This is a genomic window from Lichenicoccus sp. (assembly GCF_965277665.1).
In the GTDB taxonomy this organism is placed as follows: Bacteria; Pseudomonadota; Alphaproteobacteria; order Acetobacterales; family Acetobacteraceae; genus Lichenicoccus.
This window is the reverse complement of sequence record NZ_OZ255835.1, coordinates 1589086-1612404: the sequence shown is the minus strand read 5'-3', so window position 1 is coordinate 1612404 and position 23319 is coordinate 1589086. Positions and strand designations below refer to the sequence as shown.

The following is a 23319-nucleotide window of genomic DNA, read 5'->3' as shown; positions in this document are numbered from 1 at the left end:
CCGGAACTCCAAACCGACCCGGGCACGGCCTTTCGGACGCCCCGGTTAACGGATCAAGCTGCCACGAAACCCGGCCGGCCGCCATCCCGGGCCGCCGGGAGTGGCAGATCCGCTGCCGATCCGGGCCGCCGCTATGCTAGATCTTGAACATGCCGTGAAAACAGTGCGCTGGACGGAGATCGTGCATGGTGGTGACGGGTCTGGCGGCGATCCTGCTGGCGATCGCGGTGCTGCTGGTGATCGTGAGTGCGGTGCAGCCGCTAGCGGCCCGGCTGCACCTCCCCGAGACCGTGCTGCTGGCGCTGGTCGGCATCCTGATCGGGGGCGCCGCCGACCTGCTGCTGCGCACGAGCCTCACCAACGTCTTCGACGGTGCCGCGCGCACGGTGCTGAACTTCCCGGTCAACAGCCAGGCCTTCCTGCTGATCTTCCTGCCGATCCTGGTGTTCCAGGGCGCGCTGGCGATCGACGTGCGCCGGCTGTCGCACGAGATCGGCACCGTGCTGCTGCTCGCCGTGCTCGCCGTGGTGGTCAGCACCGCCACCATCGGGCTCGCCTTGTTCCCGTTCGCTGGCATGCCGCTTGCGGTCTGCCTGCTGCTCGGCGCCATCGTGGCCACCACCGATCCCTCCGCGGTGGTCGGCATCTTCCGCAGCATCGGCGCCGCGACGAGGCTGACCCGGCTGGTCGAGGGCGAGGCGCTGCTCAACGATGCCGCCGCGATCTCGATCTTCTCGATCCTGCTGGGTGCCATCACCGCCCACCACCCGGTGCATGCGGGAGCGGCCTGCTACGAATTCGCGTGCGCCTTCATCGGCGGGATGGGGGTCGGCGCGCTGCTCGGCCGGCTTACTTTGTTGATGATCTCGGCCCTTGGCGGCACGCCGGCGGGCGAGGTGACGCTGACCATCGCGCTGCCGTACATCGCCTACATCCTGTGCGACGACGCGCTCGGGCTGTCCGGCGTTGTCGCCACCGCGGCGGCCGGGCTCACCTTCTCGCTCTACGGCCCCTCGACGCTGCGGCCCTCGACCTGGCGGTTCCTCGGCGAATTGTGGGAACAGCTGGTGTTCTGGGCCGGCTCGCTGGTGTTCGTGCTGGCCTCGATGCTGATCCCGCGCCTGCTGGTCGGCCTGACCCGGTGGGACTGCGTGCTGATCGCGATCGCACTCGCCGCCGGGTTGTTTGCGCGCTTCGCGGTCGTGTTCGGCATGCTGCCGCTGCTGGCGGCAACCCGGCTCTCGCCGCCGGTGCCGCTGCCGTTCAAGGTCACCATGGTCTGGGGCGGACTGCGCGGCGCGATCACCCTGGCTTTGGCGCTGGCGGTGACCGAGAACCCGGACGTGCCGGTGCCGATCGCGCACTTCATCGGCATCCTGGCGACCGGCTTCGTGCTGACCACGCTGCTGGTCAACGGCACCACGCTGCGCTGGATGGTGGTGTATTTCGGCCTGCACCGCTTGTCCGCGATCGACGAGGCGCTGCGCCACCAGATCCTCGGCATCGGCCTGCGCGAGGTGCGCGACCGCGCGCGCAGGCTCGCCGGCGATTTCGGCTTCTCCGGCGACGCCACCCGCCCGGTGCTGGAAGCGCTCGATCGCCGCGTCGAGGAGGAGCGCGAGGCCAACACCTTCGATGTGGCACTCGGCGACCGCCAGCGGGTGACGCTCGCGCTGATCACCATCGCCAACCAGGAGCGCTCGATCCTGCTCGACCTGTTCCGCATACGCGGCCTGTCGCGCGGCGTGATGGAGACGCTGCTGCGCGGAGCCGACGCGATGGTCGACGGCGCCCGGCTGGAGGGGCGCTTCGGCTACGTGCGGGCGATCCGGCGCCAGTTGCGGCCGTCCTGGCGCTTCAAGCTGGCGCAATGGGTGCACCGCACGCTGGGTTTCGACCAGCCGCTGATGTACGCGATGATGGAGCGCTTCGAGCGGCTGCTGATCCAGCACCTGGTCTCGCTGGCGCTCACCCGCTTCATGCGCCGCAGGATCGAGCCGACGCTGGGCATGCGCGTCGCCGACATCGTCTCCGAGGTGCTGGAGCGGCGGCAGAAGCTGCTGCAGGACGCCATCGAGACCATGCGCCTGCACTATCTCGGCTACTCCGAGGCGCTGGAGAGCCGCATGCTGCGCCAGGTGGCGATCCGCCTGGAGGGCGAGGAATACGACATCCTGCTGGGCGAGAGCCTGATCAGCGAGGAGCTGCACCGCGAACTCGGGCGCGATGCCGAGCAGCGCCGTAAGCGCCTCGATCGCAGGCTCAAGTTCAACCTCAAGAGCGGCATCGAGGCGCGCATCAAGAGCGTGCCGGCGCTGCGCGGGGTGCCGGACGCGGTGGTGCACGACGTGGCGATGATGCTGTCGATCCGCTTCGTGGCCCCCGGCGAGGTGCTGTACCGGCGCGGCGCGCGCGTCGGCATGGTGTATTTCATCAGCGCCGGCGTGCTCGAGAGCCACGTCGCCGAGCACGACATCCGCTATGTCGAGGGCGACGTGATCGGCGCCGAGGAACTGCTGGCCGGGCGGCGGCTGCCGGCGACCGTGCGCGGCCTGCGCTTCGGCCATCTGCTGGCGATCCGGGCCCGCGAATTCGAGCGGCTGGTTGACGAGCATCCGGTCATCCGCCGCAACATCGAGCGGCTGGCGCGGCTGCGCGCCGGCGAGCCGGAGGCGCCGACATTGCTGCTGGCCCCGCCGGAGCGGCGGATCATTAAGGTCATAGCCATGCCACCAGCAGCGTGATGCTGGCGACCGAGAGCAGCGTCGAAATCAGGATGACGCGGCTGATGCTGGCCGCCTCGCGGTCGTAGAGCTTGGCCAGCATGAACGGGCCGGTGCCGGTCGGCAGGGCCGCGATCAGGAGCGCGCTGGTGCTCCAGGCCGGCGGCAGCACGATGCCCCGCCAGCGTTCGAGACCCAGCAGGCACAGCCAGGTCAGGCCCGGCTGCAGCAGCAGCTTGATGGCGACCTGCCGCACGATGCTGCCCGTCTCGGCCGGCTGATCGCCGGGAACGTGCGCCGGATCGGGCCGATGCGCCAGGAACAGCCCGATGGTGACCAGCGCGCACGGGCTGGCGGCATCGCCGAGCAGGGTCATGAAGTGCAGGATCGCCGGCGGCAGGTCGAGGCCGGCGAGGTCGAGCGCGAAGCCGGCCAGCGGCGCCGCCACCAGCGGGTTGCGGGCGAGCGCCCGGCCGACCCGGAGCAGGGTGGTGGCGAGGCCGGGTGCCGCTTGCAGATCGAACTCGATCAAGCCCAGGGCGATCGCAAACAGGCCGCTGATGGTCAGCAGGCTCGACATCAGCGCCGGCTGCAGTCCGGGTTGGCCGAACAAGGCGAGACAGAGCGGAATGCCCATGAAGCCGGTATTGGCGTAGCCGCCACCGAGGCCGGCGATGGCGCAGTCGGCGATGCGGTGGCCGGCCCGGCGCTCGAGCCCGAACGAGAGCGCGAAGCTCGCCAGCATTGCGGCCGCGAAGGCGTACAGGAAGCCGGGCGGCCCGGCGGTGGCGCGGGTGACGTGCGCGGCACCCACGAACAGCACGGCGGGGAGTGCGAGATAGACCACGAAGCGGTTCAGGCTGTCGGTGGCGCCGGCGCCCAGCGTGCCGCGGCGGCCGCACACATAGCCCGCCAGGATCAGGCCGAAGATCGGCAGCACCGCCGAGAGCACCAGTTCCATGCGGGTGCGCTCAGGACGCCTGTTGGCCGGCTGCGTTGGAGGCGTCCAGCAGGTCGAGCACCTCGCGTGCGGCCATCTCCGCCGGCGTGCCCGAGGGCGGCCGCAGCATCGCCAGGACCGCATCGAAGCCGCGGCGCTGGGCGCCTGCCGCCGCCGGATCGGTCAGCAGGTGCCGCACCACCCCGGCCAGCCGGTCAGCCCGGCACTCCTGCTGCAGCAGCTCGGGGACCAGCCTCTGCCCGGCCAGCAGGTTGACCATGGCGACATGCGGCACCCGGATCAGCCGCCGGGCGATGGCGGCGGTGAGCGGATTGACCCGGTAGGTCACCGCCATCGGCACGCCCGCCAGGGCGAGCTCGAGCGTCGAGGTGCCGGACTTGGTGAGGGCCGCGCCGCTGGCGGCGAACGCGTCGTGCTTGTCGTCGAGGTCGGTCACCAGCACCGGCTGCAACGGCCAGCGCCGCGCCGCCCGCCGCACCTGTTCGGCCACCACCGGCGAGGCCGCGACCACCGGCACCAGGTTGGGCATGTCGCGCGCGAGCAGGGCGAGCGTGCGGCCGAATACCGGCAGCAGCCGCGGCGCCTCGCTGCGTCGGCTGCCGGGCATCAGCATCAGCACCGGCGCGTCGGCGGCGATACCGTGGCGCGTACGAAAGCGCCCGGCGTTGCCGGTGGCGGCGCCCGACTGCAGCACCGGATGGCCGACGAAGCGCGCTTCCAGCCCGTGCCGCTGGAAGAAGGCCGGCTCGAACGGCAGCAGGCAGAGCAGCCGCTCCCACAGGCCGGGGAACTCGCGCACCCGGTGCTCGCGCCAGGCCCAGACCTGGGGTGCGACGTAGTGCAGGCGGGGAATGCCGAGCGGCGCGATCCGGCGCAGCAGCCGCAGCGTGAAGCCGGGGCTGTCGATCGTCACCACCAGGTCGGGGCGGCTCGCGGTGATCGCCCGCACCGTCTCGTCGAGCCTGCGCGACAGGGCGCGTAGGCGCGGCAGCACTTCCGCCAGGCCCATCACCGCGAGGTCGCGCATCGGGAAGAGGCTGTCCAGGCCCTGCTCGGTCATGCGCACGCCGCCGATGCCGGCAAAGCGCAGTCCCGGACGCCGGGCCCGCAGCGCCTGCATCAGGCGCGCGCCGAGCACGTCGCCGCTGGCCTCGCCGGCGACGATGAAAAGGGTGGTGTCCTGCACCCTCAGTGATCGCCGTACAGCTTGTCCGGCGAGATCAGTGGCCGGGTGATCTCGGCCAGGCCATCCGGCGTGGCTTCGAGGTAGAAGCAGCTGCGACGCCCGGTATGGCAGGCGACGCCGGTCTGCTCGACCAGCAGCAGCACCGCGTCCTGGTCGCAGTCGAAGCGCACCGCGACGACCCGCTGGGTCTGGCCGGAGCTCTCGCCCTTGCGCCACAGGCAGTTGCGGCTGCGGCTGAAGTAGCAGGCCTGACCGCTGGCGAGCGTCTCGGACAGCGCCTCGCGGTTCATCCAGGCCAGCATCAGCACCTCGCCGGTATCGTGCTGCTGGGCGATGGCGGCGATCAGCCCATCGGGGTTGAAGGCGACGCGGTCGAGGATCGGCCCGGGCGTCGTCACGCCGGTTCGACCGGCAGGCGCATCCAGTCGGGGATCCGGGTGTGCAGCGCGGTGCCGTCGGCCTGCAGGCCGGAATGCAGGTGCTCCAGGCGCAGCAGCGCGATGCCGAACCGGTCGCGCGAGGACCGCATCGCGCCGACCGCGACGCCGTCATGGGTGAGCACGGTGCCGGGCGCGGGCAGGGCGGTGTCCGACATCACCGGCACCAGCCGGCGCTTGAGCAGGCCGCGATAGCGGGTGCGCGCGGTGAGCTCCTGGCCCATGTAGCAGCCCTTGGTCCAGGAGATGCCGCCCAGCTCGTCGAAGCCGGCCTCGAGCAGCACGGTCTTCTCGCCCTCGCAGTCGCGTGAGCCGTCGGGCAGGCCGAGCAGCAGGCGGTGCCGGTCCCAGTCGGCGGCGTCCGCTTCCCACTCGCGCTCATTGGGCGACAGGATGCGCCAGCCGGCCTCGGGCAGCCGTGGATCGGGGGCGGCGATGCTGCCCGGGTCGAGCGGCAGCCGCCCGTCCCAGGCCGCCCCGTCCCAGGCTCCCACGTCCCAGGCCACGTGTACGTGCAGGTCGGTCAGCGACAGCGCGGCATCGGCGCGCAGCCGGTAGCGTGACAGCCGCTGCAGCAGCATCGGCGCCTGGGCGCGTTCGCAATCGAGCAGCAGCCTCTCGCCGTCCGAGAGGATGAAGAAATCCGCCAGCCACTTGCCCTGCGGCGTCAGCAACGCCGCCCATACTGCCGTCGCGGGTCCTGCCGTCGCGGGCATGGCCAGGGCCACGTCGTTGGAGACCAGCCCCTGCAGGAACGGGACGCGGTCGGGGCCGGTGACGGCGATCACCGCCCGATCGGCAAGGTGGGCCAGCTTGAGCATGTGCGTGAACTTGGCCTGCCTCCCGTGATGCGGCAAGGGCGCGTCCGGGCTGGCAGCCGCGCCGGATTGGCGCCCGGCTGGCCAAGCCCCCCGCTGGCTAAACATCGGGCGATGCAATAGAGCGACCCGGATGCGCGTCCTGTTCATCACCGCAACCCGGCTCGGCGATGCCGTGCTGTCGACCGGGCTGCTCGACCATCTGGTGCGGAGCTGGCCGCAGGCGCGCTTCACCATCGCCTGCGGCCCGGTCGCGGCCGGCCTGTTCGAGCGTCTGCCACGGCGCGAGCGCACGCTGGTGATGGCGAAGCAGCGGTTCGACCTGCACTGGCTGCGTCTGTGGCTGCGCTGCGTCACCACCCGCTGGGACCTCGCCATCGATCTGCGCGGCTCCGCGGTGACGCTGCTGCTGCCGGCGCGGCGGCGCAGGGTCATGCGCGGCGGCCGCCGGCCGGGCCACCGCACCCGGCATCTGGCCGCGGTGCTCGGCCTCGATCCGCCGCCGCTGCCGGTGGTCTGGACGGGCCAGGCCGACGAAGCGGCGGCCGCGGCCCTGCTGCCTGCGTCCCCTGTCGGGCCGCCCTTCATCGCCCTGGGACCGACCGCCAACTGGTCCGGCAAGGTCTGGCCGGCGCGGCACTTCGTCGCGCTGTTCCGGGAGATCGAGGCGGCGTTGCCCGGTGCGGTGCCGGTCATCGTGGCGGGGCCGGGCGAGGCCGAGCGCGCCATGGCGACGCGTGTGCTCGAGGCGCTGCCCGAGGCGATCGATCTCTGCGGCCGGCTGCCGCTCGCCGGGGTCGCCGCGGCGCTCAGGCGGTGCGCGCTCTTCGTCGGCAACGATTCCGGCCTGATGCATCTCGCGGCTGCAGCCGGAACGCCGACGCTCGGGTTGTTCGGGCCGTCCCGGGCCGAGGAGTATGGGCCGGCCGGCCGCTGCACCGGCTTCGTGCAGGCGCCGGGACCGTCCGGCACCGCCCCGATCGCCGACCTCTCGGTGGCGGCGGTGGCCGAGGCCGCCTTGTTGCTGCTCGAGCGCGCGGGCATGCTGGCCCCGGCGCTGGCCGCCCGGTGATGAAGATCGCCCACATCATGGCGGGCGCCGACGCCGGAGGTGCGGAGTTGTTCTACGAGAGGCTGGCCGCCGCCCAGCACGCCGCCGGCCATCAGGTGCTGCCGGTGATGCGCGCCAACCCTGCCAGGGCGCGCCGCCTGCGTGCCGAGCGCCTGGAGCCGTGCGAATTGCGCTTCGGTGGCCGTCTCGACCTGCTCACCGGACCACGCCTGCGCCGGGCGCTGCGACGCTTCCAGCCCCGGGTCGCAGTGGCCTGGATGAACCGGGCGGCCCGGCTGGCGCCTGCCGGGGACTGGGTGCTCGCCGGCCGGCTCGGCGGCTACTACGACCTCTCGTACTACCGGAGCTGCGACCACCTGATCGGCAACACGCTCGGAATCGTCGACTGGATACGCGCGCAGGGCTGGCCGGCCGCGCGGGTGCACCATCTGCCGAATTTCGCCGACGACCATGCGATGCTGGCGCGTGTCCGCCCGGACTGGCTGGCGCCCGGCAGCAAGCTGGTGCTGGCGCTGGGCCGGCTGCACCGCAACAAGGCGTTCGACGTGCTGATCCGTGCGCTGGCCGGTGTGCCGGACGCCGTCCTGGTGATCGCCGGCGAGGGCCCGGAGCGCGGCGCGCTGGAGGCGCTCGCGCGGCAGATCGGGGTGGCATCGCGGCTGCGCATGCCCGGCTGGTCCGATGATCCGCGCGCGCTGCTGGCCGGCGCCGACCTGCTGGTATGCCCGTCGCGGCACGAGCCGCTCGGCAACGTGGTGATCGAGGCGTTCTCGGCACGGCTGCCGGTGGTGGCGGCGTCGGTGGCCGGTCCGGTGGAGCTGATCAGCAGCGGCGAGGACGGCATCCTGGTGCCGCCGGAGGATGTGCCGGCCCTGGCAGCGGCGATCGGCGCGGTGCTGGGCGATGCCGGGCTGGCCGCACGGCTGGCCGCGGCCGGACGACGCAAGTTCGAGCGTAACTTCGCCCGCGCCCCGGTGCTGGCGCGCTGGGATGCGGTGCTGTCCGGCCTGGAGCACGCCTGATGTGCGGCATTGCCGGCTTCGTGTTCGCCGCCGACGCGCCGCGTCCGGACAGCGCAGCACTTGCCGCGATGACGCAGGCGCTGGCGCATCGCGGACCGGACGGCGACGGACATGCGATGGTGGGAAGGGTGGCCCTGGTGCACACCCGGCTTGCGATCATCGACATCGCGGGCGGCGACCAGCCGATCTTCGCGGGGCCTGCGGCCCTGATCGCCAACGGCGAGATCTACAACGACCTGGCGCTGCGCGCAGCACTTCCGGAGGTGCGTTTCGCGACCGGCAGCGATTGCGAGCCGCCGCTGCATCTGTGGCTGCGCGACGGCGCCGCCTCCATCGCGCAGCTGCGCGGCATGTATGCGATTGCGATCCACGAGCGCGGCACCAGCAACCTCACGCTGTCGCGCGATCCGTTCGGCATCAAGCCGCTCTACATCGCCGAACTCGAGCACGGGCTGGCATTCGCGTCCGAGCCGCGGGCGCTGCTGGAGTCAGGTCTCGTGGCGCGCCGTGGCGTGCGAGAGCAGGCGCGCGACGAGTTGCTGCAGCTGCAATTCACCACCGGACGCGAGACGATCTTTCCCGGGATCAGCCGCGTGCTGCCGGGCGAGACGATACGCATCGCCGGCGGACGCGTGCTCGACCGCACGCGCATCAGCGCCTTGCCGGAGGGACGCGTCGAGAGCATCGCCGAGCCGGCGGCGCTGGCGCGCCTCGATGCGGCGCTGGAGGACAGCGTGGCGCTGCACTGCCGCAGCGATGTGCCGTACGCGATGTTCCTGTCCGGCGGCATCGACAGTGCGACCGTGCTGCGCATGATGCAGCGGGTGTCGGACCAGCCGGTGCGCGCCTTCACCGCCGCCTTCGACGTGCGTGGCGCCGCCGACGAGACTGCCCGGGCCGAGGTGCTGGCGCGTGCGTGCGGCGCGCGCCACGAGGTGCTGCGCATCGACGAGGCGATGGTCTGGCGTCACCTGCCGGAGATCGTGGCCGCTTTCGACGATCCGGTCGCCGACTACGCGGCGATCCCGACCTGGCTGCTGGCGCGCCGCGCGTCGCGCGAGGTCAAGGTGATCCTGAGCGGCGAGGGCGGCGACGAGCTGTTCGCCGGCTACGGCCGGTACCGCCACGCCATGCGTTCGTGGTGGCGCGGCGGTCGCGGCATGCGCCGGCAGGGCACCTTCGACGGGCTCGGCGTGCTGCGCCAGCCGCCGCCGCACTGGCGCGACGGCATCGCCGCGATCGAGCTGCGGGTGCCGGCGCGCGGCTCGCGGCTGGCGGCAGCGCAGGAGAGCGACATCGCCGAGTGGCTGCCGCACGACCTGCTGCTCAAGCTCGATCGCGGCCTGATGGCGCATGGCGTGGAAGGGCGCACGCCGCTGCTCGATCCGGCGGTGGCGGCGGCGTCTTTCCTGTTGCCGGACGATCTCAAGGTGCGCGGCCGGATGGGCAAGTGGCTGCTGCGGCGCTGGCTGCAGACGCAGCTGCCGCAGGCGCAGCCGTTCGCGCCCAAGCAGGGCTTCACGGTGCCTGTCGGCGCCTGGATCGCCGGCAGCGGGGAGCGGCTGGCGGCCCTGGTGGCACGCCAGCCGGGCATCGCCGAGATCGCGGCACCCGAGGCGGTGCAGCGGCTGTTCCGGCACGCGACCGGCCGCCGCGAGCAGCACGCGGCCTGGACCCTGCTGTTCTATGCGCTCTGGCACCGCACCCACGTGCTGGACCTGCCCCCGGCGGGCGACGTGTTCGAGACGCTCGCGGCGTGATCAGCCGACAAATCCGGCCAGCCAGAAGCACAGCGCGCCCACCGCGGCAGAGGCCGGCAGCGTCACCACCCAGGCCACTACGATGCTGCGCGCGATCCCCCAGCGCACCGCCGACGCCCGTCGCGCGGCGCCGACGCCGACCACCGCGCCGATCACGGTATGGGTGGTGGAGACCGGCACCCCGAGCCAGGTCGCACCGAACAGCGCCAAGGCACCGCCGGTCTCGGCGCAAAAACCCTGGATCGGCTTGAGGTCGGTGATGCGCGAGCCGACCGTGCGCACGATGCGCCAGCCGCCGCTGAAGGTGCCGAGCGCCATCGCCGCCTGGCAGGACAGGATCACCCAGAGCGGCACGTGGAAGCCGCCGGCCAGCCGGCCCTGCGAGACCAGCAGCACGGTGATGATGCCCATCGTCTTCTGCGCGTCGTTGCCGCCATGTCCGAGGCTGAGCAGCGACGAGGAGACCAGCTGCAGCAGCCGGTAGCGCCGGTCGGCGGCGAACGGCGTCTCGCGCAGCGACAGCCACGCCGTTGCCAGTACCAGCCCGACCGCGAGCAGGAAGCCGATCAGCGGCGACAGCAGGATCGCGGCCGCCACCGTGTCCAGGCCGCTCCAGTGGATCGCCGCGGGTCCCGCCTTGGCCATCGCGGCGCCGACCAGGCCGCCGATCAAGGCGTGGCTGCTGCTCGACGGAATGCCGAAGATCCAGGTGATGACGTTCCAGGCAATGGCGCCGGCCAGCGCGCCGAACACCACGCGGGCATCGATGACGCCGTGCATCACCAGGCCGTTGCCGACGGTGTTGGCGACGTGCAGGCCGAACACCAGGAAGGCGATGAAGTTGAAGAACGCCGCCCAGAACACCGCGGTGACCGGACGCAGCACGCGGGTGGAGACCACGGTGGCGATCGAATTGGCGGAATCGTGCAGGCCGTTGAGGAAGTCGAACAGCAGCGCGGTGCCGACCAGCGCGACCAGGGCGACCGGTGGCAGCGATCCTGGATGCATGGCCGGCGTCAGACCTGCTCGACGACGATGCTCTCGAGCACGTCGGCCACGTCCTCGCAGCGGTCGACCACGCTTTCGATCAGGTCATACACCTTCTCCACCAGCAGCTTGTCGCCGGCGGAGGTGTCCGACGCGAACAGCCGGCGCAGCCCGAGGTCGCAGAGATCATCCGCCTCGCCCTCGGCCTCGCGCACCTTGACCTGCATGGCATTCAGCGGCTCGACATTGCGCGCGATCGCGTTCAGCAGCGGCAGGCTGTCGCGTATTTCGGTGGTGGCCCGCACCGCGCATTCGGCCATCGCGGTCATCTCCGGGCTCGGTGCCACGCCATAGAGCCGGATGCGTCGGCCGGCCTCCTTCATCAGGTCGATGGTGTCGTCCAGCGCCGTGGTCAGCTCCAGGATCTGGCTGCGGTCGAACGGCGTGATGAAGCTGCGGTGGATCGCCTGGATGGTCTGCCGGGTGACGTCGTCAGCGGCCTCCTCGAAGCGGCAGATATCGGCATAGTGCGCCTCGAGGTCGCCGCCGGAGAGCAGGTCCCGGAAGGCGATGGCGCCCTCCACCACATGCCGCGAATGCTCGCACAGCCGGGCGACGAACTGCTCGTCATGCGGCATCAGCGCGCGGAACGAGCGCAGGACGCGGGCCACCGCTCCCTGCCTGGCGGTCACGGCTCGGATCGTCCGGTCAAGGTCACGACATCCTGATCATGCGTCCACCTACGATAGCGGCCGGCCTTCCGCAAACCCTGCCTCAAGCACGGACAGCGCCCCGCTTGCACAGCACTGGCGTCATCGGATAAAACCGGTTAAACGTTTCACTTGGTTCCGGGGCCGATGGCTGTCCTCAAGCCCGCATCCATCCGCGAGGTCGCCGCTCGTGCCGGCGTCTCGGTCGCGACGGTCTCCAATGCGGTCCGCGGCCGCAAGCGGGTGACCCCCGAGGTGGCGGCCCGTGTTCACGAGGCCGTCGCGGCCCTGCACTACCAGGCCGATCGTGCCGCCGCGCAACTGCGAAGCGGCAAGGCGCGTGTGGTCGCCATCCTCGTGCCCAGCCTGGAGAACCCGTTCTTCACCTCGCTGATCGCCATCCTCGAGAGGCGGGCCCAGGCAGCCGGCTACGACATCATCGTCGCGAGCGCCGGGGACGACGTCGGCACCGAGCGCACCCGCCTGCTGGCCCTGTTTTCCTGGCGTCCTGCCGGCATCGTCATCCTGCCCTGCTCGGACACCTTCCCCTCGCGGCCCATCCTTGAGGCGGCCCATGTTCCATACGTCGTCGTCGACCGCCTCGCCGACGAGCCGGGCGCCGACCTGATCGCGGTCGACAACCATGCCGCCGCCGCCGCCGCCGCCCACCACCTGCTCGCCCTCGGCCACCGCCGGCTGCTGGTTGTCGCGAGTTCGCTCGCGCTGGCCAATATCCGGGAGCGCTGGGACGGAATACGCGCCCAGTGCCTCGATGCCGGAATCGGCGCACCCGAACTGCTCGAAGTCGGGCTCACCTTCGAGACCGTCAGCGGCGAACTCGAGCAATGGCTCGGCCGCCATGAGCGCCCCACCGCGATCATCGCGTTGACCAATTTCACGACGCTCGGCGTCATGGCCGCGTTGCGCGACACCGGTCTCGCCGTGCCGGGCGACGTCTCGCTGGTCGGGTATGACGACTATGCGTGGATGCGTGCCGCCTCGCCGCCGATCACCGCCGTACGCCAGCCGGTCGAGCTGATGGGCGGGCAGGCCTGGTCCTGCCTGATGCGGCGCATCGAGGGCGATACCGCACCATTCCAATCCATCCGTCTGGCCGGTGAACTGCAGCTTCGGCTTTCCACCGCACCCCTGCGCACGCGGGGCAATAACCGCAATCACAGGAAGAAGACATGAACAAGCTAGGGCTGCACGCGTTCGTCTGGACCGCCGGATGGAACGCCGATGACGCCACGCGCGCCATCGGTCGAACCGCCGAGCTCGGCTTCGACCTGATCGAGGCATCCGCCATGGATTATGCCGCCTTCGATGTCGCCGCGACCCGGCGCGCCCTGGAAGCGAACAGGATCGGCATCACCATGTCCTTCGGCCTGACCGACGACATGGACGTCTCGTCGGGCGATCCCGGACGGGTGGCGCATGGCGAGCGGCATCTTCTCGACGGAATCTCGCTCGCCCGCGACGTCGGCGCGACCCATGTCTGCGGCATCCTGTATTCCGCGTTCCGCAAGTACGACACCCCGCCGACGCAGGACGGCATCGCGGGGTCGGTCGAGGTGGTTCGCCGGGTTGCCGAAAAGGCGCAGGCGAGCGGCATCACGCTTGGCATGGAGGTTGTCAACCGGTACGAGTCCAACGTGCTCAACACCGCCCGCCAGGCCGTTCGGTTCTGCGACCGCGTCGGCATGCCGAACGTCAAGGTGCATCTCGACTGCTACCACATGAATATCGAGGAAGCCGACATTGCCGCTGCGATCACGCAAACTGGCGATCGGCTCGGCTATTTCCACACCGGCGACTCCCACCGCGGTTATCTCGGTTCTGGATCGATCGATTTCGGCTGTGTCTTCCGCGCCCTCGTGGCGTCCGGCTATGCCGGGCCGATCACCTTCGAGAGCTTCTCGTCGGCCGTCGTCGGCCAACCCCTCGAGGGCATCCTCGGCATCTGGCGTACCCTCTGGGACGACAGCCGCGACCTTGCTGCCCATGCCAAGCTGTTCACCGATGCACACCTGCACGCCGCCCGGCAGGCCTGGCGTCACGTCCCCGACGCCATCGATCCGGATTGACTCGGCCGCCGGCACGGTGCGAGATAATTGGTAAAACGTTTAATCAAACGGGAAACGGCCAAACTCCATGATCACCAGACGCACCCTTCTCGGCACCGCCGCCGGGGCCGCCTCGCTCGCGACGCTAGCGGGACGCCTTCCGGCGGTAATGCCGTGGTCGCCTTCGTCCCGGTGCCGTTCCTCGTCTTCGTGGTCGTCGCCGTGATCCTCGCGATCGTGCTGCGCCGCACGCCGTTCGGCATCTCGCTCAAGCTGACCGGTTCCAACCCCGAGGCGACGCGCTACTCCGCTTTCGACGTCGATGGTGTTCTCGTACGCGTCTATGCCGCCTCCGGCCTCCTTTGCTTTCTTGCCGCGACCCTGATGGTCGCCCGTTTCAATTCGGCCAGTGCGGTCTATGCAAAATCCTACCTGCTGGTCATCGTGCTCGCCTCGGTCCTGGGCGGCGTCGACCCGTTCGGCGGCTTCGGCGAAGTCAGCGGCCCGGTCCTTGGCCTCTTCGTGCTGCAGATGATCGCCACCGGCTGCAACCTCATGGGGTTCAGCGACTACCCAAGCTCGCAATCTGGGGCCTGATCCTGATAGCTGTCACCGCCCTGGGCGCCCTGCGTCGACGGTGACCGCCGGGCGATGGATTGCATACCGACAATCAACAAGCTCGTATGGAGGAAAACATGAAACGTCTTTTGCTGCTGGCGGCACTGGGAACCGTGTGGGCTCCCGCGGTCAAAGCTGCGACCATAACGGTAGCGACCGTCAATAACGCGCAGATGATCGTGATGCAGAAGCTCTCCCCGAACTGGGAGAAGCAGACCGGCAACCATGTGAGATGGGTGGTTCTTGAAGAGAACACGCTTCGGCAGCGCGTGACCGCCGACATCGCCACCAGGAGCGGCCAGTTCGACGTCATGACCATCGGTTCCTACGAGGCGCCGATCTGGGGAAAGCTACAATGGCTGGCTCCGTTGAGCGACCTTCCGGATCGCTACGACTACTCCGACATCTTCCAGCCGGTACGGGATGCCGTTTCATCGGGTGGCAAGATGTATGCCGTTCCATTCTACGCCGAGAGCTCGATGACCTTCTATCGGAAGGATCTTTTCGATGCGGCGCACGTGACGATGCCGGCGCAACCGACCTACGGCTTCATCGAAAAGGCAGCCGCGGCGCTGACCGATCGAAGCAAGCAGATCTACGGTATCTGCCTTCGAGGGCAGCCGGGGTGGGGCGAGAACATGGCCTATGTCAGCACGCTGGTGAACACGTTCGGCGGGCGGTGGTTCAACGAGAAATGGCAGCCGCAGCTCGAGACCCCGGCATGGCATCAGGCGGTCGAGTTGTACAAGACGCTTCTCACGAAATACGGCCCACCTGGGCTGGCCTCGAATGGCCATAACGAGAACCAAGCCCTCTACGGTTCCGGTCACTGTGCCATATGGATCGACGCAACCGCGGCCGCGGGCTACGTGTTCGATAAGAAGACCAGCAGTGTTTCCGACCAGACGGGTTTCGCGCCTTCCCCGGTCGGCAAATGGAGCGGCGGAACCGGATGGTTCTGGTCGTGGAACCTGGCGGTCCCGGCTTCGACCAAGAACATCGAAGCTGCGAAGTCGTTCGTCGCCTGGGCAACCTCGAAGGACTATATCGCGCTGGTCGGCAAAGAAGAAGGATGGGTCAATCTGCCTCCCGGCACGCGCAAATCGACCTATCAACATCCTGAATACATCGCCGCCGCGCCTTTTGCCGGAGTCACGGAAAAGGCCATCGAGTCGGCAAACCTGACGCGTCCCTCGGAACAACCGGTTCCCTATACCGGCATCCAATACGTTGCGATTCCGCAATTCCAGGCCATCGGCACGGCCGTCGGGCAGAATATGGCCGCTGTCCTGACAGGACAGATGACGGTCGACGGTGCCCTGGCAAAGTCGCAGAGCCAGACCAGATCGATCATGCGGCAAGCAGGATACAGGCAATAGAGCCGACCGGCGGATGGTCCCTCCATCCGTCGGATTGTCCCTTTTGATGGACCCTCCGATCGATGCCAGAATACCTGAAAAAGCTTTCGCTGACTGGACGTCTTGCCGTGGTCACCGGGGGAGTTCAGGGAATTGGTCTCGCCTGCGTCCAAGCATTGCTGGAGGCGGGGGCGCGGGTCGTCATAGCCGATCTCCCCTCGCCACGTCTCGCTGACGCCCAAGAGTCTTTCAAGGCGCTCGGTGCGCCGGTCGAGGCAGTGGCGATGGATGTCACCGATTCGTCCATGATCGAGGATGTGGCGGAGAGACTTTCCCGGGAGTTCGGAGAGCTTGACATCCTTGTCAACTCGGCCGGGATTGGCGCGAGTTCTCCAGGTGCGGAAGCCGTGACCGACGAGTTGTGGCGACGCCATATGCAGGTCAACCTCGACGGGACCTTCTATTGCTGCAGGAGTTTCGGAAAAAGGATGCTGGCGAGGCAGGCCGGGTCCATCATCAATATCGGCTCGATGTCCGGCGTCATTGTCAACAAGCCGCAGGCGCAGTCGTTCTACAACGCCTCGAAAGCTGCGGTCCATCACCTGACCAGGTCGCTCGCCGGCGAATGGGCGTCGCGAGGCGTTCGCGTGAATGCGGTCGCACCAACCTACATCGAGACGCCCCTGACGCTTCAGGGCGCGGAAAACCCGGCCATGATGTCGACATGGCTGGAGATGACGCCGATGCACCGGATGGGACAGCCCTGGGAGATCGCATCGGTCGTGCTCTTCCTGGCGAGCGACGCATCGAGTCTGCTCACCGGTGCAATCGTCATGGCCGATGGTGGATACTCTTGCTGGTAAGCGACCGGGCGCTCTATGGCGTGGCCGCGCAGCGAGGGGACGGCGATGCACTATGACCTGATCATCGAAGGCGGCGCCTGCATGCTGCCCTGGGGTGAGGTCGAGACCGGGATCGGCGTGCGCGACGGCCGCATCGCCAGCCTGTCGGCGGGTGCCGCGGACGCGGCGACCGAACGGATCGACGCGCGCGGCCTGCATGTGCTGCCGGGCCTGATCGACCCACACGTGCATCTGCGCGACCCCGGTGACGCTGCCATCGAGAGCATCCCGACCGGCACGAAGGCGGCGGCACTCGGCGGCATCACCACGGTGTTCGACATGCCGAACACCGCGCCCGCGATCACCAATGCCGCGATGCTGTTGTGGAAGCAGCACTACGCGTCGCGCGCGAGCTGGACCGATTTTGCGCTCTATGTCGGGGCCACCCGTGCCAACACCGAGGCGCTCTGCGAGTACGAGCGGCTCGACGGGGTGTGCGCGGTCAAGCTGTTCGCGGGCTCCTCCACCGGCGACCTGATGATCGAGGACGACGAAGGCATCGAGCGGGTGATGCGCCACGGGCGGCGCCGCATCGCCTTCCACAGCGAGGACGAATACCGGCTGCAGGAGCGCCGCAAGCTGTTCCAAACCGGCGATCCGTATGACAGCCACAGGCTCTGGCGCGACGAGGAGTGCGCCTTCCTCGGCACCAGGCGGATCATGGCGTTGGCCCGGCGCACGCGGCGTCCGGCGCATATCCTGCACGTCTCGACCGCCGAGGAGCTCGAATACCTGGAGGGCTACCGCGACATCGCCACCATCGAGGTGCTGGTGAACCACCTGACCCAGGTGGCGCCCGAATGCTACGAACGATTGGCCGGGCTTGGGGTGATGAACCCGCCGATCCGTGATGCGCGGCACTACGCGGCGAGCTGGCGGGCGGTGCGCGACGGCACCGTGGACACCATCGGCTCGGACCATGCCCCCCACTCGCTGGCCGCCAAGGCGAAGCCGTGGCCGGACTGTCCGGCCGGGCTGCCGGGGGTGCAGACGCTGGTGCCGCTGATGCTGGACCATGTGAATGCCGGCCGGCTGACGCTCGGGCGTCTGGTCGACCTGATGGCGGCGGGGCCGGCGCGGGTCTATGACCTGGTCGGCAAGGGCCGCATCGCCGCCGGCAACGATGCCGACTTCACGCTGGTGGACATGCGGGCGCGCCGGCGCATCGAGAACAGCTGGATCGTCTCGCCGATCGGCTGGACCCCGTTCGACGGCATGCTGGTGACCGGCTGGCCGGTGGCGACCATCGTGCGCGGCGAGGCGGTGATGCGCGACGACGAGATCATCGGCGCGCCACGCGGCCGGCTGGCGCATTTCGCCTCGTGAGGGTGGCCGCTGCCCTCGTGCTGGCGGCCTTGTGGACACTGGTGCCGCGGCCGGTTTCGGCGGCGCCCCCCGATCTGGGCGGGCTGGGCTACGCGCAGCGCCCGGGCAGCACGCTGCCGCTCGCGGCGCGGCTCGCCGAGAGCGACGGGCGCCCGACCACGCTGGGCGCGATGATCGGCCAGGCGCCGACCCTGCTGGTGCTGGGCTACTATACCTGCCCGAGCCTGTGCGGGGTGATCCGCGACGACCTGTTCGCGGCCCTGTCGGCGTCCGGGCTCGCGACTCCGCGCGACTACCATCTGGTGTTCCTCAGCATCGACCCGGCGGAGCGGCCCCGTGACGCGGCCCGGGCCCTGGCCGCCGATCTGTCCCGCGCGCCGACCCCGGGTGCGGCGTTGGGCTGGCATTTCGCAACCGCCGACGTGTCGGCGATCGGCTCGGTCAGCCGGGCGGTCGGCTATCACAGCCGCTACGACGTGTCGCTCAAGCAGTTCCTGCACCCGGCCGGCGTGGTGGTGCTGACGCCGGCGGGGCGGGTGTCGTCGTATCTGCTCGGGGTCGGCTACCAGCCGGCCGCCTTGCGCGCAGCCCTCGGCACCGCGCGCGAGGACGAGATCGGCGCGCGCGCCTCGCCGGTGCTGCTGCTGTGCTTCCATTACGACCCCGCGACCGGGCGCTACAGCCTCGCCATCGTCAAGCTGCTGCGGATCATGGGCGGCGTCACGATGCTGACGATCCTGGGTCTGCTGGCGCTGCTGTATCGCCGGCGCCCCAGCCCGGGACCTGAGCCGGGCGATCAGCGTGGCGCCTGATCCGCTTGACGAAAGCGGGCGGCTCCATTCGGATGCCGCGCCTGTTGATTGGGAGAAACCGATGGTGACGACAACTTGGCGCGCTTCAAGGTGGTGCGCGTTCGCCGTGCTGGTGCCCCTGGCCGGCCTCATCGTCCCGTCGCCGTCGCACGCCGCGCCATCCGGCTGGACGGCGTCGGGGTGCGGCCATGAGCCGGCGCCGCCGATGGTGGAGTCGGAGTCGGTCGAGAAGTACAACGCCAGCATCGACAGGGTCGGCGCCTACGACCGCGCGGCGCGCGCCTATAGCGCCTGCGTCAACCACCAGGCCGGCGGCGAGCAAACGGCGATCAGCAACGACGCCCGGGCGCGCATGGCGGTGATCAATGCCGGCGCCGCCTCGGTGCAGAAGCGCATCGCGGGCAACTTCGCTGCCCTGTCGGCCCAGTTGCACAGCGCCGGGCAGAAGCTCGGCGCGAAGTAGGAGGCGAGCCTGCTGCTACTGCAGGTCTGCCGGCCAGCGGGCGAGACGGTTGCGGTTCTGCTCCTCGCTCAACTGCTGTGAACCGTCATGCGGCCCCTGGGCCACCTGCGGCGGCAGGTTGGCCACCAGCTCCGGATGCGCCCAGCAATCGACGCGCCCGAGGCTGCGGGTGCAGTACAGCGGCGGCTTCGGCGGCAGCGCCACCGGCGCGCAGTAGCTGTCGCCCTCGTCGAGGCGCACCACCGAGCAGTCCCGGCCGGTGATGCCGGAATAGATCAGGTCCGGCACGCTGCGATGGAAGATCGCGACATCGACGCAGCCGCTCAGGCTTGACAGCACGGCAGCGCATCCGGCGCCCAGCCCGATGCAATGCAGGAGCCGTTGGATCGGGGTGCGGTGCGGCAGCGTCATCATCCGCCCATTTGCGCATCGGAAGGTAAAGGAAGCGTTGGCGGCCGCCCCGCGCGGGGTTCGGTTGCCGCCCTGGTGCCTCGCCGCTATGGTCCGCCGCGCCGCGGCGCGAGCGTGGCGCCGCGCGGGCAACGGGGATACGGCGACATTGGCCGACGACATCTTCAAGGAGATCGACGAGGAGTTGCGCGCGGAGCGGCTGCGCGCAACCGGGCGCCGCTACGGCGCCGCCGCGATCGCGGCGGTGCTCGTGGTCGCGGCCGGCGTCGGCTTCTGGCAGTTCCAGCTCTGGCGGCAGGGGCAGGCGGCGCAGGCCACCGCCTCGGTGTTCTTCGCGGCGATGCAGCAGGCCGATAGCAGCCGCGCCGCGGGTGGCAGTGCGGCGATGCGGGCGGTGCCGCTGTTCGAGCAGGTGCAGCGCGACGGGCCGGAAGGCTTCCGCACCCTGGCGCGCTTCCGGCAGGCGCAGATCGTCTGGGACGCGGGCGACCACAAGGCGGCGCTCGCCCTGTGGAGTGCTATAGACCAGGATGCCGCAGCCGATCCGGACCTGCGTGGCCTGGCCGACCTGCTGTGGGTGCAGCACCAGGTCGATGACGGCGATCCGGCCCTGCTGGAGTCGCATCTCGGCACGTTGAGCCGCCCCGGGGCGCCGTGGCGTCCGATGGCGCAGGAACTCGACGCGCTGATCGACCTGCGCACCGGCCATGTCGCGGAAGCGAGACGCACGCTCGCGATGCTGGGCGAGGATGGCGCCGCCTCCGAGGATCTGCGCAACCGGGCTGCCGGCCTGAACGAGACACTGGACGACACCAGGCCCGCGGACGCGACCGGGCCTGCCCCGAAGAAGAGCCCTGGATGAGCAGCCGCTGATGAGAAATATGGCCGATACCCGGGTTCTGTTGAGCCGCCGTCGTGCGCTGCTGGGCGGCGCGGCCCTGGCGCTGGCAGCGCCTGCCGCCGGCTGCGGCCTGTTCGACGAGGACGCGAAGCCGATCCTGGTCGGCCGCCGCGAGAACGTGCTGAGCGTCGGTGCCGGCCTCACCGTGGATCCCGCCGATACGCGTACCATCAGCCTGCCGGCGCCGGTTCCGGTCCCGTCCTGGCCGCAGCCCGGCCGGGTGCCGAGCCATGAGAGCGTGAATGCCGCCGTGTCGGGCATGCGGCCGGTCTGGTCGGCCAGGATCGGCGTGGGCGCGAACGGCGCCGGCGTGCTGGCGGCACAACCGGTGGTCGATGGCGGCCGGGTGTTCACCATGGATGGCGCCGGCGTTATCACGGCGTTCGCGCTCGAGAGCGGCGAGCAGATCTGGCGCACCCCGACCAAGCCGCGCAAGATGCGCTCGTCGAACATCGGCGGCGGCCTGACGGTCGCGGACGGCACCGTCTATGTGGTCGATGGCGTGGCCGAGAGCCTGGCGCTCGCGGCCCATGACGGCACCGTCAAGTGGCGCGTCGATGTCGGCACGCCGGGACGCTCGGCGCCCACCGTGGTGAACGGGCGCATGGTGTTCGGGACCATCGACGAGCGCTTGATCGCGCTGGAGACCGGCAGCGGGCGGCAGCTCTGGAACTACACGGCGACGCCGTCCGCGACCATCGTGTTCGGCCAGCCGGCCCCTGCGGTGGTGGAGAATGTGGTGCTGGCCGGTTTCGGCTCCGGCGACATCGCCGCGGTGCGGCTCGAGACCGGCGAGGCGGTCTGGAGCGATACGCTGGGTGCTGCCGGCGGCCGCAACTCGATCATGGATTTCTCCTCGATCCACGGCCTGCCGGTGATCACCGACGGCACCGCCTACGTCATCAGCATCGGACGCGTGCTCACCGCGCTCGACATGCGCTCCGGGCGGCGGCTGTGGGAGCGCACGGTCAGCGGCAAGGACGGGCTGGTGGTGGTCGGCGACTGGCTGTTCCTGCTGTCGACGGACGCGCAGCTCGCCTGTCTCGACCGCATCTCGGGACACGTCCGCTGGGTCAGCCAGTTGCCGCGCTTTCGCAACACCAAGACCCAGAAGGGCGCCATCGTCTGGAGCGGGCCGGTGCTGGCCAACGGCCGCCTGATCTGTGTCAGCGACTTCAGCAAGCAGACGATGATCAGCGTTGATGCCCTCAGCGGCGCGGTCGGGCCGGCCACCAAGCTGAAATCGACGACGGGGCTGACGCCGACGGTGGCCGCCGGCAAGCTGCTGCTGATCACCGATGACGGCCGATTGACCGCCTATGGCTGAAAGCCACGCCCCCGGCAGTGGGGGCGCACCCGGCAGTAAGGAGGCACCCGGCGGCGAGGCTGCGGGCCCGTCCCTGCCGGTGGTGGTCATCGTCGGGCGTCCCAATGTCGGCAAGTCGACCTTGTTCAACCGGCTGGCCGGTCGTCGTCATGCCCTGGTCGCCGACACCCCCGGGGTCACCCGCGACCGCAAGGATGCGCAGGCCATGCTGCGTGGCCGGCTGGTGCGGCTGATCGATACCGCGGGGCTCGAGGAGGCGGCGCCGGAGAGCCTGTATGGGCGCATGCGTGCCTCCTCGGAACTGGCGGTGGCGCAGGCCGACCTGATCCTGTTCTGCATCGACGCGCGCTCCGGCATCACGCCGGCGGACCAGCATTTTGCCAATTGGTTGCGTCGCCAGGGCCGCCCGGTGCTGCTGATCGCCAACAAGACCGAGGGCCGCGCCGGCGCCGCCGCTGCGATGGAGGGCTACAGCCTCGGCCTCGGCAGTCCGCTGGCCATCTCGGCCGAGCATGGCGAGGGCATCTCCGACCTGATGGGCGAGATCGCCGACCGGGTGCCCCCGGAGGTCGTGCCGGACGCGTCCGAGGACGTGCAGGAGCCGGAGGAGGGCGACGAGGCGCACGAACTGCCACCGCGTCCGCCGGGTCCGCTGAAGCTGGCGATCATCGGGCGTCCGAATGCCGGCAAGTCGACCCTGCTGAACCGGCTGCTCGGCGAGGAGCGCATGATCACGGGCCCGGAGGCGGGCCTCACCCGCGACAGCGTGGCGGTGCGGTTTGCCGACGCGATCGGGCCGATCGAGCTGGTCGATACGCCCGGCATGAGGAAGAAGGCGCGGGTGGATCTGCCGCTCGAGAAGATGTCGGTGTCGGCCTCGATCGAGGCGTTGAAGATGGCCGAGATCGTGGTGCTGACGCTGGACGCCACACTCGGCGTGCACGAGCAGGATTTGCAGATCGCCCGCCTGATCGAACGCGAGGGCCGCGGCTGCGTGCTGGCACTGAACAAGTGGGACGCGGTCGAGGACCGCATCACGACGCGCCGCGCGATCTCGGACCGCATCGAGTTCTCGCTGTCGCAGATGCGCGGCATCCCGGTGGTGGCGTTCTCGGCGCTGACCGGGGCCGGCATCAAGCGGCTGCTGCCGACGATCCGCGCCGCGCACGAGGTCTGGAACAAGCGGGTGCCGACCGGCGAGCTCAACCGCTGGTTCGAGGCGGCACTCGAGCGGCACACGCCGCCGCTGGTGGAGGGTAGGCGGCTCAAGCTGCGCTACATCACCCAGGCCAAGGCGCGACCGCCGACCTTCATCATCTTCGGCACGCGGGCGGAGATGCTGCCCGAGGACTACCAGCGCTACCTGGTGAACGGCCTGCGCGAGCACTTCAAGCTGCCCGGCACGCCGATCCGGCTGCTGTTGCGCGGCACCAAGAACCCGTACGCGGACAGCTGAGCC

General features: G+C 70.0%; 22 protein-coding genes. 15 read left to right on the top strand and 7 right to left on the bottom strand.

The genetic code is table 11. The features are described 5' to 3' along the window. Positions 1 to 185: 185 nt before the first annotated feature. The gene (locus ACQY4O_RS07405; protein WP_428375545.1) at positions 186 to 2744 is read left to right on the top strand and encodes a cation:proton antiporter; all 2559 of its coding nucleotides are present in this window, start codon (positions 186 to 188) and stop codon (positions 2742 to 2744) included. Here the strand turns inward: ACQY4O_RS07405 and ACQY4O_RS07400 are convergent. The 4 genes from ACQY4O_RS07400 to ACQY4O_RS07385 are packed head-to-tail and all read right to left on the bottom strand — an operon-like array spanning position 2719 to position 6128. After that, positions 2719 to 3684 (bottom strand): AEC family transporter, encoded by a 966-nt coding sequence (locus tag ACQY4O_RS07400; RefSeq protein ID WP_428375544.1) that lies wholly within the window; start codon positions 3682 to 3684, stop codon positions 2719 to 2721. The genes ACQY4O_RS07405 and ACQY4O_RS07400 overlap by 26 nt on opposite strands. Positions 3685 to 3694: 10 nt before the next feature. Then, positions 3695 to 4870, bottom strand: a complete 1176-nt coding sequence (gene lpxB / locus ACQY4O_RS07395; RefSeq protein ID WP_428375543.1) for a lipid-A-disaccharide synthase — start codon at positions 4868 to 4870, stop codon at positions 3695 to 3697. A 2-nt stretch (positions 4871 to 4872) separates the two neighbouring features. Then, complete coding sequence (gene hisI, locus ACQY4O_RS07390; protein WP_428375542.1) at positions 4873 to 5268, bottom strand: phosphoribosyl-AMP cyclohydrolase; 396 nt, start codon at positions 5266 to 5268, stop codon at positions 4873 to 4875. Next, on the bottom strand, positions 5265 to 6128 hold the full coding sequence (locus tag ACQY4O_RS07385; protein ID WP_428375541.1) for a YgfZ/GcvT domain-containing protein: 864 nt from the start codon (positions 6126 to 6128) through the stop codon (positions 5265 to 5267). The genes hisI and ACQY4O_RS07385 overlap by 4 nt, the downstream gene beginning before the upstream one ends. Positions 6129 to 6258: 130 nt before the next feature. Between ACQY4O_RS07385 and ACQY4O_RS07380 the strand changes: the two genes are divergently transcribed. From ACQY4O_RS07380 to asnB, 3 genes are read left to right on the top strand one after another with little or no spacing between them, the layout of a single operon-like run. Beyond that, positions 6259 to 7197 (top strand): glycosyltransferase family 9 protein, encoded by a 939-nt coding sequence (locus ACQY4O_RS07380; protein WP_428375540.1) that lies wholly within the window; start codon positions 6259 to 6261, stop codon positions 7195 to 7197. After that, positions 7197 to 8219 carry a glycosyltransferase gene (locus ACQY4O_RS07375; protein ID WP_428375539.1) on the top strand — a complete coding sequence of 341 codons (1023 nt, stop codon included), beginning with the start codon at positions 7197 to 7199 and terminating at the stop codon, positions 8217 to 8219. Before ACQY4O_RS07380 ends, ACQY4O_RS07375 begins: the two co-directional genes overlap by 1 nt. Next, on the top strand, positions 8219 to 9979 hold the full coding sequence (gene asnB, locus ACQY4O_RS07370) for an asparagine synthase (glutamine-hydrolyzing) (protein WP_428375538.1): 1761 nt from the start codon (positions 8219 to 8221) through the stop codon (positions 9977 to 9979). The genes ACQY4O_RS07375 and asnB overlap by 1 nt, the downstream gene beginning before the upstream one ends. Here the strand turns inward: asnB and ACQY4O_RS07365 are convergent, their stop codons facing one another. Beyond that, positions 9980 to 10987 carry an anion permease gene (locus tag ACQY4O_RS07365; RefSeq protein ID WP_428375537.1) on the bottom strand — a complete coding sequence of 336 codons (1008 nt, stop codon included), beginning with the start codon at positions 10985 to 10987 and terminating at the stop codon, positions 9980 to 9982. An 8-nt stretch (positions 10988 to 10995) separates the two neighbouring features. Then, positions 10996 to 11658 (bottom strand): DUF47 domain-containing protein, encoded by a 663-nt coding sequence (locus ACQY4O_RS07360; protein WP_428375536.1) that lies wholly within the window; start codon positions 11656 to 11658, stop codon positions 10996 to 10998. 165 nt (positions 11659 to 11823) lie between these two features. Here ACQY4O_RS07360 and ACQY4O_RS07355 point away from each other — a divergent pair, with 165 nt between their 5' ends. From ACQY4O_RS07355 to ACQY4O_RS07320, 8 genes are all read left to right on the top strand, one after another. Then, entirely contained in the window at positions 11824 to 12870 is a 1047-nt protein-coding gene (locus tag ACQY4O_RS07355; protein ID WP_428375535.1) for a LacI family DNA-binding transcriptional regulator, read from the top strand. Next, positions 12867 to 13763 carry a sugar phosphate isomerase/epimerase family protein gene (locus ACQY4O_RS07350; RefSeq protein WP_428375534.1) on the top strand — a complete coding sequence of 299 codons (897 nt, stop codon included), beginning with the start codon at positions 12867 to 12869 and terminating at the stop codon, positions 13761 to 13763. Before ACQY4O_RS07355 ends, ACQY4O_RS07350 begins: the two co-directional genes overlap by 4 nt. A gap of 27 nt (positions 13764 to 13790) precedes the next feature. Next, positions 13791 to 14339, top strand: a complete 549-nt coding sequence (locus tag ACQY4O_RS07345) for an ABC transporter permease subunit (RefSeq protein WP_428375533.1) — start codon at positions 13791 to 13793, stop codon at positions 14337 to 14339. Positions 14340 to 14437: 98 nt separating this feature from the next. Then, on the top strand, positions 14438 to 15739 hold the full coding sequence (locus ACQY4O_RS07340; RefSeq protein WP_428375532.1) for an ABC transporter substrate-binding protein: 1302 nt from the start codon (positions 14438 to 14440) through the stop codon (positions 15737 to 15739). Positions 15740 to 15801: 62 nt separating this feature from the next. Further along, a complete protein-coding gene (locus ACQY4O_RS07335; RefSeq protein ID WP_428375531.1) occupies positions 15802 to 16581 on the top strand; it encodes an SDR family NAD(P)-dependent oxidoreductase in 780 nt (259 codons plus the stop codon). A 45-nt stretch (positions 16582 to 16626) separates the two neighbouring features. Continuing rightward, entirely contained in the window at positions 16627 to 17946 is a 1320-nt protein-coding gene (locus ACQY4O_RS07330; RefSeq protein ID WP_428375530.1) for a dihydroorotase, read from the top strand. A gap of 2 nt (positions 17947 to 17948) precedes the next feature. Continuing rightward, on the top strand, positions 17949 to 18758 hold the full coding sequence (locus ACQY4O_RS07325; protein WP_428375529.1) for an SCO family protein: 810 nt from the start codon (positions 17949 to 17951) through the stop codon (positions 18756 to 18758). A gap of 61 nt (positions 18759 to 18819) precedes the next feature. After that, positions 18820 to 19221, top strand: coding sequence for a hypothetical protein (locus tag ACQY4O_RS07320; RefSeq protein ID WP_428375528.1), 402 nt, complete (start codon positions 18820 to 18822; stop codon positions 19219 to 19221). 15 nt (positions 19222 to 19236) lie between these two features. Here ACQY4O_RS07320 and ACQY4O_RS07315 read toward each other — a convergent pair whose 3' ends face one another. Beyond that, positions 19237 to 19560: a hypothetical protein gene (locus ACQY4O_RS07315; RefSeq protein ID WP_428375527.1), complete on the bottom strand. Its 324-nt coding sequence runs from the start codon at positions 19558 to 19560 to the stop codon at positions 19237 to 19239. A 160-nt stretch (positions 19561 to 19720) separates the two neighbouring features. Between ACQY4O_RS07315 and ACQY4O_RS07310 the strand changes: the two genes are divergently transcribed. Genes ACQY4O_RS07310 through der form a run of 3 tightly spaced genes read left to right on the top strand, consistent with a single transcriptional unit; the run spans position 19721 to position 23316 of the window. Next, on the top strand, positions 19721 to 20494 hold the full coding sequence (locus ACQY4O_RS07310) for a hypothetical protein (RefSeq protein ID WP_428375526.1): 774 nt from the start codon (positions 19721 to 19723) through the stop codon (positions 20492 to 20494). 40 nt (positions 20495 to 20534) lie between these two features. Beyond that, positions 20535 to 21860, top strand: coding sequence for a PQQ-binding-like beta-propeller repeat protein (locus tag ACQY4O_RS07305; protein WP_428375525.1), 1326 nt, complete (start codon positions 20535 to 20537; stop codon positions 21858 to 21860). Beyond that, positions 21853 to 23316 (top strand): ribosome biogenesis GTPase Der, encoded by a 1464-nt coding sequence (gene der / locus ACQY4O_RS07300; protein ID WP_428375524.1) that lies wholly within the window; start codon positions 21853 to 21855, stop codon positions 23314 to 23316. The genes ACQY4O_RS07305 and der overlap by 8 nt, the downstream gene beginning before the upstream one ends. Positions 23317 to 23319: the final 3 nt, after the last annotated feature.